The organism is Polynucleobacter sp. MWH-Aus1W21, assembly GCF_018687275.1.
Lineage (GTDB): Bacteria > Pseudomonadota > Gammaproteobacteria > Burkholderiales > Burkholderiaceae > Polynucleobacter.
The window spans coordinates 1,069,672-1,083,664 of sequence record NZ_CP061287.1 but is presented as its reverse complement, the minus strand read 5'-3'; the positions used below and the strand labels follow the sequence as shown (position 1 = coordinate 1,083,664).

The 13,993-nt window shown below is 45.4% G+C and carries 12 protein-coding genes; 6 read left to right on the top strand and 6 right to left on the bottom strand.

The annotated features are described in order from the left end of the window. Positions 1-65: 65 nt before the first annotated feature. Complete coding sequence (locus tag ICW03_RS05610; protein ID WP_215350001.1) at positions 66-665, top strand: NUDIX domain-containing protein; 600 nt, start codon at positions 66-68, stop codon at positions 663-665. A gap of 65 nt (positions 666-730) precedes the next feature. After that, positions 731-1,216, top strand: a complete 486-nt coding sequence (locus ICW03_RS05605; protein WP_215350000.1) for a DUF1178 family protein — start codon at positions 731-733, stop codon at positions 1,214-1,216. Between the two features lie 70 nt (positions 1,217-1,286). Here the strand turns inward: ICW03_RS05605 and ICW03_RS05600 are convergent, their stop codons facing one another. Continuing rightward, complete coding sequence (locus tag ICW03_RS05600) at positions 1,287-2,807, bottom strand: CoA-acylating methylmalonate-semialdehyde dehydrogenase (protein ID WP_215349998.1); 1,521 nt, start codon at positions 2,805-2,807, stop codon at positions 1,287-1,289. Positions 2,808-2,969: 162 nt separating this feature from the next. Between ICW03_RS05600 and ICW03_RS05595 the strand changes: the two genes are divergently transcribed. Beyond that, the gene (locus ICW03_RS05595) at positions 2,970-4,091 is read left to right on the top strand and encodes an NADH:flavin oxidoreductase/NADH oxidase (RefSeq protein ID WP_215349996.1); all 1,122 of its coding nucleotides are present in this window, start codon (positions 2,970-2,972) and stop codon (positions 4,089-4,091) included. Positions 4,092-4,120: 29 nt separating this feature from the next. Further along, positions 4,121-5,095 carry a tripartite tricarboxylate transporter substrate binding protein gene (locus ICW03_RS05590; protein ID WP_215349994.1) on the top strand — a complete coding sequence of 325 codons (975 nt, stop codon included), beginning with the start codon at positions 4,121-4,123 and terminating at the stop codon, positions 5,093-5,095. Positions 5,096-5,103: 8 nt separating this feature from the next. Here the strand turns inward: ICW03_RS05590 and ICW03_RS05585 are convergent, their stop codons facing one another. Beyond that, positions 5,104-6,414 carry an amidase gene (locus tag ICW03_RS05585; protein WP_215349992.1) on the bottom strand — a complete coding sequence of 437 codons (1,311 nt, stop codon included), beginning with the start codon at positions 6,412-6,414 and terminating at the stop codon, positions 5,104-5,106. A gap of 77 nt (positions 6,415-6,491) precedes the next feature. Between ICW03_RS05585 and ICW03_RS05580 the strand changes: the two genes are divergently transcribed. Both ICW03_RS05580 and ICW03_RS05575 read left to right on the top strand, forming a co-directional pair. Next, on the top strand, positions 6,492-7,154 hold the full coding sequence (locus ICW03_RS05580) for a SprT family zinc-dependent metalloprotease (RefSeq protein WP_215349989.1): 663 nt from the start codon (positions 6,492-6,494) through the stop codon (positions 7,152-7,154). A 48-nt stretch (positions 7,155-7,202) separates the two neighbouring features. Further along, the gene (locus ICW03_RS05575) at positions 7,203-8,294 is read left to right on the top strand and encodes a tartrate dehydrogenase (RefSeq protein WP_305849371.1); all 1,092 of its coding nucleotides are present in this window, start codon (positions 7,203-7,205) and stop codon (positions 8,292-8,294) included. 8 nt (positions 8,295-8,302) lie between these two features. Here ICW03_RS05575 and dnaQ read toward each other — a convergent pair whose 3' ends face one another. From dnaQ to rnhA, 4 genes are all read right to left on the bottom strand, one after another. After that, positions 8,303-9,013, bottom strand: a complete 711-nt coding sequence (dnaQ, locus tag ICW03_RS05570; protein WP_215349987.1) for a DNA polymerase III subunit epsilon — start codon at positions 9,011-9,013, stop codon at positions 8,303-8,305. Then, the gene (locus ICW03_RS05565) at positions 9,013-12,111 is read right to left on the bottom strand and encodes an efflux RND transporter permease subunit (protein WP_215349984.1); all 3,099 of its coding nucleotides are present in this window, start codon (positions 12,109-12,111) and stop codon (positions 9,013-9,015) included. Before ICW03_RS05565 ends, dnaQ begins: the two co-directional genes overlap by 1 nt. Further along, positions 12,108-13,421, bottom strand: coding sequence for an efflux RND transporter periplasmic adaptor subunit (locus tag ICW03_RS05560; protein WP_215349981.1), 1,314 nt, complete (start codon positions 13,419-13,421; stop codon positions 12,108-12,110). The genes ICW03_RS05565 and ICW03_RS05560 overlap by 4 nt, the downstream gene beginning before the upstream one ends. 110 nt (positions 13,422-13,531) lie before the next feature. Then, positions 13,532-13,984: a ribonuclease HI gene (gene rnhA, locus ICW03_RS05555; RefSeq protein WP_215349978.1), complete on the bottom strand. Its 453-nt coding sequence runs from the start codon at positions 13,982-13,984 to the stop codon at positions 13,532-13,534. Positions 13,985-13,993 lie beyond the last annotated feature (9 nt).

The window sequence follows — 13,993 nt, the reverse complement described above, 5'->3', positions numbered from 1 at the left end:
TGTGACATTTAAATGTCATGGCTGTTTTGTATGATGAGGCTATCGTATTCAAAAGGAATTTATGAATGACTGAAAAATCATTTAAAGATCTACCATCAGGTGATTCTCATTTACGCGAAGAGCGCATTTCTGGAGAGGACATTTATGGTGGCCTGTTCCTAAATATGAAACGCGACAAGATTGCTTTGCCAAATGGCGAAGTAGCTGTGCGTGAATACTTAACTCATCCAGGGGCTGTAGCGATTGTTGCAATCCTTGAAGATGGAAGGATATTGCTTGAGCGCCAATATCGCTATCCAATAGCAAAAGCTTGTATAGAGATCCCTGCAGGAAAACTTGAGATAGGCGAAGATCATCTTCTGTGCGCCAAAAGAGAGCTTGAAGAAGAGACAGGTTACAAGGCAAGGAAGTGGAGTTACATTCGTCGTATACACCCGGTGATTTCTTATTCAACTGAACTTATTGATATTTACTTGGCTGAAGATTTGGTCGCAGGTGCGAGCCATCTTGACGATGAGGAGTTCTTAGACGTCTTTGCGGCTACCCTAGAGCAGTTAATCGGGTGGGTTGAGGATGGTGAGATTACGGACGTTAAAACAACGATTTCAGCCTATTGGCTCGACCGTTATCGTAGGGGTTTGGTCAAGCCAACGCCGATCGAATAGGGCGTTTTCAAACCCGACTAAAATGGTGGTATTGAATTTATTGTTTTTGCCCCTATATACGTTTTATGAAAGTCTATAACTTAGCCTGCCCACTTGATCACCGTTTTGAAGGGTGGTTTGCCTCCGAAGAGGATTGTCTTGCTCAGCAAGACAAGGGGATTCTTGCTTGTCCGGTCTGTGACAGCACAGAAATTACCCGCATGCCATCAGCACCCCATATAGGTAAGTCATCTTCTACAGAACTAGCAATCCCTAAAGTTGAATCTGAAAACCTGAGCGGAGGCGTAGTTGCTCTTACTGGTAGCGATCATTCCCAGCTAGAGGCGCAAGTCCAAGCAGCCTTCTTGAAAGGCATGAGAGATCTGATGGGGCGCTCAGAAGATGTTGGTGATTCATTTGCAGATGAGGCTAGAAAGATTCACTATAAAGAATCGCCTGAGCGAAGTATTCGTGGTCAGACTACTTTGGACGAGGCTGAGGCCTTAAGAGAAGAGGGTATTGACGTGCTATCAATGCCAATGATTCCTGCGCTGAAGAATACCCTTCAGTAAGGCCCTAATGGAAACTCAGCAATGAAAAAAGCGATCCGGAGATCGCTTTTTTGCTATATACATCCAAAAATTACTTAGAAGTAGGCATCACAAACTCCGCGCCTTTAGCAATGCTTTCAGGCCAGCGTTGCATCACGCTTTTTTGCTTGGTGTAGAAACGAACACCTTCTTTGCCATATGCATGCATATCGCCAAAGATGGATTTTTTCCAACCACCAAAACCATGCCACGCCATTGGCACTGGAATAGGCACGTTAATACCAACCATGCCTACCTGAACACGACGTGCAAACTCACGAGCAATATTGCCATCACTGGTGAAACAAGCAACGCCATTGCCGAATTCGCAAGAATTCACTAGGTTGAGTGCATCTGTAAAGTTTGCAACGCGCAGGCAAGACAATACTGGCCCAAAGATCTCTTCTAGGTAGATCTTCATATCAGGGGTGACATTGTCAAATAATGTGCCGCCAATAAAGAAGCCATTTTCATTACCAGGAACTTTGAGGCCGCGACCATCTACCAATAGTTTTGCGCCAGAAGCTACGCCACTTTCGATATAGCTAGTAATGCGCTCAAGAGCTGCCTTAGAGACGATTGGACCCATTTCGGCATCAAGCTCCATACCGTTCTTCACTTTTAATGTCTTAGTGCGCTCGATCAGCTTTGGCATGATCTTTTCGGCAACATCACCAACCAAGACTGCTACTGAAATCGCCATGCAGCGTTCGCCAGCTGATCCGTAAGCGGCGCCAACCAATGCGTCAATCGCTTTTTCAATATCGGCGTCAGGCATGATGACCATGTGATTCTTAGCCCCACCTAATGCTTGTGAACGTTTGCCGAAATGAGCGCAGCGCTCATAAATGTAGTTCGCAATTGGGGTAGAGCCTACGAAGCTTACCGCCTTAATATCTGGATTTTCAATCAAAGCATCAACTGCCTCTTTGTCGCCTTGGACCACGTTGAATACGCCATCAGGAAGACCGGCTTCCTTGAGGAGCTTAGCCATAAAGAGAGATGCAGTTGGGTCGGTAGGACTAGGCTTCAGAATGAATGTATTGCCGCAAGCAATAGCCATTGGGAACATCCACATTGGCACCATGACAGGGAAGTTAAATGGTGTGATGCCAGCAACTACACCCAATGGCTGACGCATTACCCAATTATCAATGTCTGTTGATACTTGTTCCGTGTAATCACCTTTGAGCAATTCTGGAATGCCAGTGGCAAATTCCACAATTTCAATTCCACGAGTAACTTCGCCTTGAGCATCGGTAAATACTTTGCCATGCTCTGCTGTAATGATCGCAGCCAATTCATCGCGATTGGCGTTTAAGAGCTCTAAGTACTTAAATAAGATACGCGAACGACGTAGGGGGCTAGTTTGACTCCAGGTCTCAAAGGCCTTCTGTGCAACTGCTACAGCTGCATCGACTTCCTTGCGGCTAGCAAGGGCGACTCGACGAGCTACAGACCCTTTGGTAGGGTTATATACATCGGCAAAACGGCCATCCTTAGGGTTAACTACATTACCGCCAACAAAGTGGCCAATATCTTCTTTTGATTCAAAGGCTTGAGGTTCGTTCATAGTCTCTTATATTGTGTGTTTATATAGAATTATTGGAAAAAAGATGCTTGGCTATATGGCCTGCACGACTTTGCTATCTCGTTTATTCTGATTTGAAGTATTTTATAACTTTACGGCAATTTTCGTTTTTTTGACCCTTATTTGGGCTTTTTAAGGCATGCAATGAGTCTTTTATTCTCTAGTTATACCCTCAATTCGCCACGCGGGCCCCTGGAGCTGGCTAATCGTATAGTGGTGGCCCCAATGTGCCAATACTCAGCTAATAACGGCGAGGCAACAGACTGGCATCTAATGCATTGGGGTAACTTGCTCAATAGCGGCGCGGCACTTTTCATTATTGAAGCAACGGGCGTTAGCCCAGAGGCTCGCATAACTCCGGCTTGCTTAGGTTTATGGGATGACCACACAGAAGCGGCACTAAAAGATAAATTAACTCGTGCGCGATCCTTGGCCCCCGCTGTACCAGTATTTATCCAACTAGCTCATGCAGGTCGTAAAGCCTCTAGCGCTACTCCTTGGAATGGCGGTCAACTGCTTGCCAAAGATCAAGGTGGCTGGGAAACGCTAGCGCCTTCAGCTATTCCGCAGTTAGACGGAGAGCGTCCACCTCATGAATTAAGCAAAGATGAGTTAAAGAAGTTGATCGCTGATTTTGTTGCATCGGCCAAGCGCGCAGATCGCATTGGTATTGATGGGATTGAACTTCATGGGGCGCATGGTTATTTATTACATCAATTTTTATCGCCGATTGCTAATCAACGTACCGATGAATATGGCGGCTCGTTTGAAAATCGAATTCGCTTTCCACTGGAGCTATTTGCAGCTGTAAGATCTGCTTATCAAGGCGTTCTTGGCATCCGAATTTCCGCTAGCGATTGGATTGAAGGAGGGTGGACGCCCGAAGAAACTGCGGATTTCGCTAAACAACTAAAGCCATTGGGCTGTGATTTTGTTCATATTTCTTCAGGCGGCATTTCTCCTAAACAGAAAATTGCGATTGGTCCAAACTATCAGGTGCCGTTTGCGAAGATTGTTAAGGACCAATCCGGTTTGCCAACCATGACAGTTGGTTTAATTACAGAGCCTCAGCAAGCAGAAGATATTTTGCAGGCTGGTGACGCTGATCTAATTGCATTGGCAAGAGCATTTTTGTATAAGCCACGTTGGGCTTGGGAGGCTGCTGCGGCTTTGGATGGAACAGTTACGGCAAATGAGCGTTATTGGCGCTGCTTGCCGCGTGAAGCGCAAGCAGTATTTGGTAGTGTAAAAATTGGGCAAAGATAAGTTTTAATAATAAAAATCTGGAGACACTGATGAATAAATATAGAGCTATAGGTAACGTATTGGCGGTTTTAAGCTTCGGCTTGGCGGGATTGGCATCTGCTCAATCATTTCCGGATAGGCCGATTACTTTGGTTGTTCCTAATCCACCAGGTGGATTGGTTGATACCTCAGCGCGTTTGTTGAGCGAGCCATTGACAAGGGTGATTGGTCAAACGGTGGTGGTCGATAACAAGCCAGGCGCTAGCGGAAATATTGCGTATCAATATGTTGCCAATGCAAAGCCTGATGGATACACATTATTAATTTCTTACTCTGGGTATCACGTTGGTAACCCTGCATTATTTGACAAGCTTGCTTGGGATCCCATTAAAGACTTTTCACCTGTAGCTTTGTTAACTGTCTCAACTAATGTGATTGCAGTGCATCCATCGGTTCCGGTTAATAACCTGAAGGAGTTCATTGCATACGCAAAGGCAAATCCAGGTAAATTAAATTACGCATCCCAAGGTAATGGCTCGGTTTCTCATATTGGCACCGAGATCTTCAAGCAAACCACTGGTGTAGAAATGGTCCATGTTCCTTATAAGGGGTCGGGTCCCGCAATTCAGGACGTATTGGCAGGGCAGGTTCAAGTATTTATAAGTACACCGCCTTCTCTGATGCAGCATGTGCAAAGTGGAAAGCTGAAAGGTTTGGCTGTTACTGGAAAAAATCGTCATCCTGGTATGCCTAATGTACCAACTACTGCAGAAGCAGGTCTTCCTTCATTTCAGCTAGAGTCTTGGGTTGCCTTATATGCACCAGCAGGCACACCAGCCCCTGTTATTGCAAAACTGACGAACTCAGTAAAACAGAGCTTAGCTTTACCAGAGGTTAAAGAGCGTTCCGATGCAGCTGGAGTAGAGTTGCGTTATCTCAATCCAGCGCAAACTGATGCTTTAGTGAAGAAAGAAATTCCTTTCTGGAGTAAAGCAATTAAAGCGGCAAACATTACGCTTGACTGATACTTGCTCTATGCCTGATCTCTTAAAGTGGGATCAGGCAGAGCATGCACGAAAGCTCTTGCTGCGCTTAAAAGAAAATGATCTTTGCCTGGCCCAGCTATCAGCTGTACGCCAACGGGCAATCCATTGGGACCACTGGCTACATTGATATTGATGCAAGGCAATCCCAAGAGAGTCCATTCTCGACAGAAGACAGGATCACCGGTCCCATCTTTTAATTCAGGTGCCTCACCCCTAGCGCTGGGAGCTATCAATAGATCAATCTCATCATTGAATAGTGCGTTGATGGATGATTTAGCATTGCCTGCAAACAGTAAATCTTTTGCGTACTGCTCATAACTAATTGCAGCGCCGTCAGTGAGTTGCTTGCTCAATATCAAGCTTAATTTCTTTGGAAATTGGGTTCGCTCAAATAGAAAGCTGCGAGACATTTCGGAGAGCATGATGCGAGTTTGTACTTGCGTGATGTCATCACAGGATTTGGGTAGTTTTAAGTCCACAACAGCCGATTTGCCAATGCGTTCAGCAGCATGGCGTGCTACAGCCATCGCAGTTGCAGTTTCCTGTTGGGCAAGAGACCAGTTTGAAGTCTTGCAAATCGCAATGCGGGGTTTGTTATGCAGCGTCTCAATCTTTGCAAGACGATGATCGCCACTCATGGCTGCCACGCCTAACCCTACATCCTCTACAGACCTGCCAAAGCATCCCAAAGTATCCAAAGAGACCGAAAGGCTCTTCACGCCCGCGATACTGACTTTGCCCAAACTCGGTTTAAAACCTACTACCCCACAATAAGACGCTGGACGAATCATAGAGCCAGCAGTTTGACTGCCAGTTGCTAGAGGCACCATGAAGTCAGCAACCGCTGCAGCAGAGCCGCTTGAGGATCCTCCGGGCGTATGCCTTGAATTATGTGGATTTGTTGTTGGACCACTTTTAAATGATGCCAACTCGGTAGTAACCGTTTTACCGAGAATGATGCCGCCCGCCTGTCGCATTAATGCAATCGAGACGGCGTCAGTTACTGGATAGTGATTGGCGTAGATGGGAGAGCCGTAAGAGGTTGGCAAGTCATAGGTGTCATACAGATCTTTCACACCGATAGGTAGGCCATGCAAAATACCCTTAAATGCCCCCTTATCCAGCTCTTTGGCGCGCGTTAAGGCATTTTCTTTGCCAAGGCTCGTCCAAGCCTTTACATGATTCTCCCGTTGTCCTATGCGGTCGAGACAGGAGAGCAGCAAATCAGTGGCCTTTATCTCCCTTTTTGAGAGGGCTTTAATGGCTTGGGAGGCGCTGAGGCTTTCTAGATCTTTCATTGGTTCATTCTACTTATGGTGGCGTATGATCGCAATTTAAGCTTTTTTTCCCAGAAATTCGATAGAAGATAAGTTAGATGAAGCAACATACAGTACGTGAAGCATGGCTTGAGGATGCTGTAAGGCATTTGGAGCCAGTATTTTCAAAAGCGGGTTACGCGATCCCTCCAGTCAGGGTTTCTTGCGGCTTTCCAGCCTCTAGCAGCCCCAGAACAACACTCGGTCAGTGTTGGCCTCGCGAGCGATCTGGCGGCGGTGTTAATGAGATTTTTATCTCCCCTAAATTAGATGAGCCGGTACAACTTTTGGATACCTTAGTGCATGAGCTTTGCCATGCAGTAGACGACTGTTTTAGTGGTCACGGCGAGGATTTCAAGGGAATTGCTCAGACGGTAGGCCTAGAGGGTCCTGCCAGAATGGCTCATGCCACTGAAGAATTAACGGTAAAGCTGATGATGATTAGCCAGGAATTGGGGCCATACCCACACCAGGCCATCGTTTTTCCACCTCCTAGACCTAGCAATGCTAGTCGCAGCAAAGCAAAATGTAGTCAATGTGGCTATGAGGTTAGCTTGCTTAAAAAATGGGCTAGCTATGGCGCACCAATTTGCCCAAAAGATAATATTCGCATGCTAGAAGCAGTTCCAGAGACAATTGAAAATACAGCTGATTACGATACCGATTCTGTAGAAAAGGGTAGTAAAAAGGCACCGGATGAGATCCGCCGCGCCATTAGCTAGAAATTTGTAAAATTCGTATTCATCAAAATAAAAAGAGACAAGTCACTTATGAACGCTAAGAAAATTTTCAAAAACCCAAAGATTGCCGTTATTCCTGGCGATGGCATTGGTAAAGAAGTTATGCCTGAGGGCGTACGCGCACTAGAGGCTGCCAATCGTAAATTTAATCTCGGAATGCAGTTTGATCATTTTGACTTCGCAAGCTGTGATTACTACCTCAAGCACGGCAAAATGATGCCGGATGATTGGTTCGATACTTTAATGAAGTACGACGCAATCTTCTTTGGCGCAGTTGGAATGCCTGATGTTCTTCCTGACCATGTTTCATTGTGGGGTAGCTTAATTCAATTCCGTCGCGGCTTTGATCAATACGTCAATTTACGTCCAGTACGCTTGCTGCCAGGTGTTCCTTGCCCATTAGCTAACCGTAAGCCTGGTGATATTGATTTCTTTGTCGTACGTGAGAATACTGAAGGCGAATACTCTAGTGTTGGTGGAAAAATGTTCCCCGATACGGATCGTGAGATTGTTATTCAGGAGTCTGTATTCACAAGGCAAGGGGTTGATCGTATCTTGCAATATGCATTTGATCTTGCGCAAAGTCGCCCTAAGAAGCACCTGACATCAGCTACCAAATCTAACGGCATTGCCATTACGATGCCATATTGGGACGAGCGTGTAGAAGCAATGTCGAAGAAATTTACAGATGTTAGAGCCGACAAATATCACATTGATATTCTGGCGGCACACTTTGTTATGAATCCAGATCGTTTCGATGTGGTTGTTGCATCTAATTTGTTTGGTGACATTCTCTCTGACTTAGGGCCTGCCTGTACCGGCACAATTGCCGTAGCACCATCAGGAAGTATTAATCCAGAAGGCAAGTTTCCATCATTGTTTGAACCTGTGCATGGATCTGCTCCTGACATCTTTGGAAAGATGATCGCCAATCCGATTGGTCAAATTTGGAGCGGGGCGATGATGCTTGATCACCTTGGCTATCCAGAGGCTGGTAAAGCAATATTTAATGCAATTGAAAAGGTATTGGCCTCTGGCCCTGGACATGCGCCCTTAACACCTGATCTTGGCGGAACAGCAAAAACTGACGATTTAGGTAAGGCGATTGCAGATGCAATCTAATTATTTACTCAACTAGCGGTACTTAAAGGGCTCCAAATGGAGTCCTTTTTGCTTGCCTTGGCAATTTCAGCAAGGATTTTTTCATGACTTAGCATGTCATCCTCGGAGGCCGAAAGGATCTTTAGGTTGGTTGGTAGAGCTTTGGTGTGGCCAGACGAATCTGCGCCTACCGTATAGTCAATGAGATCAATAGATAAGTCCTCTTGACCCCGAGTCATTGCTACATAGACTTCGGCTAAAAGTTGGGCGTCCAGTAAAGCGCCGTGCAAAGTACGATGCTTATTGCTGATAGAGAAACGTTCACACAAGGCATCCAAAGAATTTCTTTTCCCCGGGAACATTTGACGCGCATCGAGCAGGGTATCCGTAATTTTTGATGCAAGGTTACGAAATGGCGGACGTTTTAATAGCGCAAACTCATTATCCAAAAATCCCAAGTCAAAGGCTGCGTTATGAATCACGATTTCAGCGCCATCTACAAACTCAATAAGCTGCTCAACAATATTTGCAAAAATTGGTTTATCAGATAAAAACTCTCTTGAGAGACCGTGTACCGCAAAGGCTCCCGCATCAATATCACGCTCTGGATTGATGTAGTAATGAAAGGTTCTATCCGTTAAGCGACGACCAACCATTTCAACGCAACCGATTTCAATTATGCGGTCACCAGTAGCAGGATTTAAGCCTGTGGTTTCGGTATCGAGAATAACTTGACGCATTAGGTCCCCTCTAGAATGGCAGGTGGAATATCCATTGGACCATTGCCCGCATATTTATCTAGGTAAAGATAAATTACCGGAGTAATGATGAGTGTTACAAATTGAGAGAATATCAATCCGCCGGCAACACTAATGCCTAAAGGTTGGCGTAACTCTGCTCCAGCACCAAGGCCGAGTGCAATTGGCAGCGCACCCATCAAAGCGGCAATCGTGGTCATCATGATGGGTCTGAAACGCAAGATGCAAGCCTCTCGGATTGCTTTCTCTGGACTCATGCCTTGATTGCGTTGCGCATCCAGGGCAAAGTCAATCATCAAGATTGCATTCTTCTTAACAATACCAATCAGTAGTAGGATGCCAATTGAAGCAACAATGGTGAGTTCAAAGCCAAAAATACGCAGGGCCAAGATGGCACCAATAGCAGCGGAAGGTAGTCCAGCCAAAATGGTGAGTGGATGTATGTAGCTCTCGTATAAAACGCCAAGCAAAATATAAATTACACCTAACGCTGCCAGCAACAAGATTACTTGACCTGATTGATTGTCTTTAAAGACTGCGGCATCACCGCCATAGCTGGTAATGATGGAAGGTGGCAGATCAACCTCTTTTACAAATCGGTCAATTGCTTTGGTGGCATCACCCAAAAAGACATCTGGTGCCAAGTTAAATGAAATCGTTACAGCAGGAATTTGACCTTGATGATTTACGGCAGTTGGTCCAACCGTTCTCACAAAGCTAGCCAAGCTAGATAACGGTATGAGTTTGTCAGTAGCTCTGCCTCGTACATAAACTTTATTTAAGTCTGTTTCAAACTGCCTGTCATCCTCTGCCGTTTCAAGAATGACATAGTAGGTGTTAACTGGCGTGTAAATGGTAGACACTTGGCGCTCGCCAAATGAAGAGTAGAGGGCTGTTCGTATATCGGCAATGGATACACCAGCGCTTGCAGCTTTTTCACGGTCAATATCGATTTTGACGTTAAGGCCCTTGAGTTGTGAATCGCTGGTCACATCTCTAAAGATCGGATCAGTGCGCATCTTTTGTAACAACTTGTCAGCCCATTCATTTACACCCTCAAAGCCAACGCTTTGTAATGTGAACTGATAACGGCTCTTACTGCTTCGTCCGCCTAGTTGCAAATTCTGCACTGGGCTCATGTAAACCTGGATGCCAGGAATTTCTCTGAACTTGGTTCGTAGACCCTCTATTACCTTACTCATTTTTTGACGCTCGCCTTTTGGCTTCAAAATAATGAAGAACCGACCGGTATTACGTCCTGAGCTTTGACCGCCACCCATAATAGAAATCGATGTCGCAACGTTAGGGTCGCTATCAACGATTTTGGCTGCTTGATCTTGCAAGGCAATCATCGTTTTAAACGAAGTGTCCTCTGAGGCTTCAACCGTCACTCGCAATTGACCAATATCTTCTTCGGGGAAGAAGCCTTTGGGGCTATAGATAAAGAGAGCAACAGTAATGACACAGCTAGCAATTGCTCCCCACAGCACCTTTTTGCGATTGACTAAGGCTAAGTCTAAAAAGTGAACATATCCCTTTAGAGTCCAATCGAAGAGGCGATCAAATTTCTTTGTAATTTTATATTCTTTTGGTTTGTGGCCAGGCTTTGGTAAATAGCGACTACAAAGCATTGGCACCACTGTTAGTGAAACAACCGCAGAGACCAAAATAGAGAGGGTAACGACAACCGCAAATTCTCTGAAGAGTAGGCCAATCGGTCCCGCCATAAAGAAGAGCGGAATGAAGACTGCCACCAAGGACAGCGAAATGGAAACAATAGTAAAGCCAACCTCTTTGCTTCCCTTAAGCGCGGCTTTAAGTGGATCCATGCCTTGTTCAACGTAACGCATGATGTTCTCTAAGACAACAATCGCATCGTCAACAACTAGGCCAACAGCTAGCGTGATACCCAATAGGGAGATGTTATCCAGGCTGTAGCCCAAGAAGTAGAAAACAAAAAAGGCGCCTATTAAGGAAATAGGAAGGCTAATTGATGGAATAACAGTTGCTGATACATGCTTCAGGAATAGGAATATGACCAGAATCACCAATGCAATAGTGAAAAGCAGAGTGAGATTAACGTCATGGATGGACTCAATAATTGAGAGTGAGCGATCGTTGATGAGTGTCAGCTGAATCGAATCCGGCATCTGCGCCTTGAGCGAGGGCAATAAGCGTTTAATCGAATCAACCACTTCAACCGTATTGGCATTTGGTTGTCTATTAATACCAATCGCAATCGATCTTTCACCTTTTGCTGAGGCAAAGGTTTTTACATCTTCGTAGCTCTCTTGTACATCTGCTACATCCTTAAGATAGATTGGATATCCATTGCGCTGTGCAATGATGAGGTTGCCAAACTCTTCTGCCTTAACTAATTGAGGATTTGCATAGATGGTAATGAGTTGTCGTGGACCGTCTAGGGTGCCAACAGGGCTATTCGTATTGGCTTTATTGATTGCGGCAGCCACTTCATCCATCGTAATGTTGCGGTTACCTAAGGCATCTGGCCTCACGCTAACACGTACAGCATAGCGTTTAGCGCCGTAAACAGAAACCTGAGAAACGCCTGAAATCGTCGATAAATTAGGTGCCATTAGATTCTCGGCATACGCATTCATTTCCGAGAGACTTATAGATGGCGAGCTCATGCGGACAATTAATACTGGTGTATCTGCAGGATTAATTTTTCGATAAGAAGGCGGCACTGTCATTTCAATAGGAAGACGCCTTTGTGCGCGCAAGAGAGCTGCTTGCACATCTACCGCCGCCTTATCAATATCGCGATCATTATTGAATTCAAGGGTGATGCTAGTCGAACCGAGTGAATTGGTTGAGCTAATGACCTTGATGCCATCGATAGTTGAGAATTCTTTCTCAAGCGGCAATGCCACTGCAGAGGCCATGTTTTCTGGTGCAGCTCCAGGCAAACTTGCAGTGACCGAAATAATTGGTGTGTTGAAGCTCGGTAGGGCGGCTACTGGAATTTTGAAATACGCCACGCTTCCAGCAATGACGGTTGCAATAGATAACAACACCGTCATGACGGGGCGTCTAATGCATAACTCAGAAAGCGTCATTTTTGCTCTGTAGCAGAATTATTGTTTGCGGGAGCATCAGGAGCTGGGACTTTTCCAGCCTTAGCCTCGCGCACTTTGCTGCCACTTCGCAAATTCTGCTTGCCTTCAACAACAATGCGGTCACCAGCTTGAATGCCTGTAACTACTGAGGTACCTTGGTATTCATATGTAACCTTTACCGGCTTCGCGGTCACTTTGTCATCCTTGTCTACAACATATACAAGGCGACCTGTTGGGCTAATCACAATGGCTTGCGTTGGTAGTGCCAAGGCATCTTTTAATGTGTTGGCATTTAGTGATATGCGTGCAAATTGTCCGGGCAAGAGCTCCATTTTTTCATTGGGAATTTGTGCCTTGACTCTCACAGCGGCAATCGCTGGATCCACTTGGTTATCAATCACCAAAACCTGGCCTTCATAAGCAGTCTTGCCAGAATTGCCAACGGTTACCTTAACTTTTAAGGGCTCATCGACCTTTTTGTTTTCCAGAATAATTGGAATATCCTTTTCTGGAATAACAAATTGAACATTAATTGGATTCAATTGCGTAATGGTGACCATTGACCCAGTGGTCGAAGTAGCGGAAGCGTTGGTGGAGCTAATTACTGCGTTGCTAGCCTGCACGAATGAGCCTGGAAATACGTTAATGATGCCGGCGCGACCGTTAATAGGGGAGCGTATCGAATCAAAAGAAAGTTGCACCTCGGCTGAGCGAGCAGCTGCTTGTGTTGATTTAGCGTTCGCAAGAGAAGTTTCTAGACCTGCTTTTGATATGAAATTTTTTGCAACCAATTCCTTAGCGCGCAAATATTGCTTTTGAGCATCATCTGCCAAAGCCTTCTGTTTTTCGTAATTAGCTTTATCGTTGCGGTCATCTAGACTGAAGAGAAGTTGACCCTCTGTTACTTCTTGCCCATCCTTGATGTGAATTTTGGTAACGGTGTTAGTAATCATTGGACGAATATCAACAATACTATTGGAGACAATCGTGCCAGTTGCCTCGATGATCAGTGGTACATCCTTTTTCTCGACCACAATACTAGTAATCGTTTGAGGGCCGCCAGCTTTCTTGCCTGCTGGGAAAAAATAATCGTATGTTTTTGATCCCGCATACAGCAGTATCAAGACGATCAAAATACGCCACTTAAAACGTTTGACGAACGCCTTGATAGAGGCGTAATTAATGTCTTTAAGCCTATCAACCTGAGGCAAATATTTACTCCAAAGCGCGCATAAACGCGACTTGCCCGCATCCTTCAGTTGCACGAGCTTGCCTAACAACTTATCAAGGGAGGATTCAATTTTTGACACAGACTCGTTTTTCTTGGTTTTCTAGGGTTTATATGCTGTTTCTGGGGCATTTAAAGCAGGACTATTCTCTCATAAGATGCCTTAAAAGGTAGTCGCCGAAGGGCGTTGACCTAAGGTAGAAATTCTTCAACACCTTTATTAGCCAATTGGTCTGCCAGCTCATTCCCGGGGTGGCCGTTATGACCTCTTACCCAGTGCCAGGAGATTTCATGGCTTGGGAGGAGGGAGTCTAGCTCCTGCCAAAGATCCGCATTTTTAACAGGGTCCTTGCTGGCTGTTTTCCAGCCGCGCCTTTTCCACCCCTCAAGCCATTCTGTAACCCCCTTTTGGACATACTGGGAATCAGTCCAAAGCTCAACCGTACTGCGTTGTTTTAAGGCCTTTAGGGCAAAAATAACCGCACAAATTTCCATGCGGTTATTGGTTGTGAGTTTTTCACCGCCATGGATATGTTTTTCATGCCCACCTGAGCGCAAAACGGCACCCCAACCACCTGGTCCTGGGTTTCCTTTGCAGGCACCATCGGTATAAATCACGATATGGGGGTGTTTGGTATGCGGCATAGCAATAAT

Excerpts from the sequence above, each read along its gene's own strand:
- ICW03_RS05610 (WP_215350001.1), top strand. The coding sequence starts at position 66 with ATGACTGAAAAATCATTTAAAGATCTACCATCAGGTGATTCTCATTTA.
- ICW03_RS05605 (WP_215350000.1), top strand. The coding sequence starts at position 731 with ATGAAAGTCTATAACTTAGCCTGCCCACTTGATCACCGTTTTGAAGGG.
- ICW03_RS05600 (WP_215349998.1), bottom strand. The coding sequence starts at position 2,807 with ATGAACGAACCTCAAGCCTTTGAATCAAAAGAAGATATTGGCCACTTT.
- ICW03_RS05595 (WP_215349996.1), top strand. The coding sequence starts at position 2,970 with ATGAGTCTTTTATTCTCTAGTTATACCCTCAATTCGCCACGCGGGCCC.
- ICW03_RS05590 (WP_215349994.1), top strand. The coding sequence starts at position 4,121 with ATGAATAAATATAGAGCTATAGGTAACGTATTGGCGGTTTTAAGCTTC.
- ICW03_RS05585 (WP_215349992.1), bottom strand. The coding sequence starts at position 6,414 with ATGAAAGATCTAGAAAGCCTCAGCGCCTCCCAAGCCATTAAAGCCCTC.
- ICW03_RS05580 (WP_215349989.1), top strand. The coding sequence starts at position 6,492 with ATGAAGCAACATACAGTACGTGAAGCATGGCTTGAGGATGCTGTAAGG.
- ICW03_RS05575 (WP_305849371.1), top strand. The coding sequence starts at position 7,203 with ATGAACGCTAAGAAAATTTTCAAAAACCCAAAGATTGCCGTTATTCCT.
- dnaQ (WP_215349987.1), bottom strand. The coding sequence starts at position 9,013 with ATGCGTCAAGTTATTCTCGATACCGAAACCACAGGCTTAAATCCTGCT.
- ICW03_RS05565 (WP_215349984.1), bottom strand. The coding sequence starts at position 12,111 with ATGACGCTTTCTGAGTTATGCATTAGACGCCCCGTCATGACGGTGTTG.
- rnhA (WP_215349978.1), bottom strand. The coding sequence starts at position 13,984 with ATGCCGCATACCAAACACCCCCATATCGTGATTTATACCGATGGTGCC.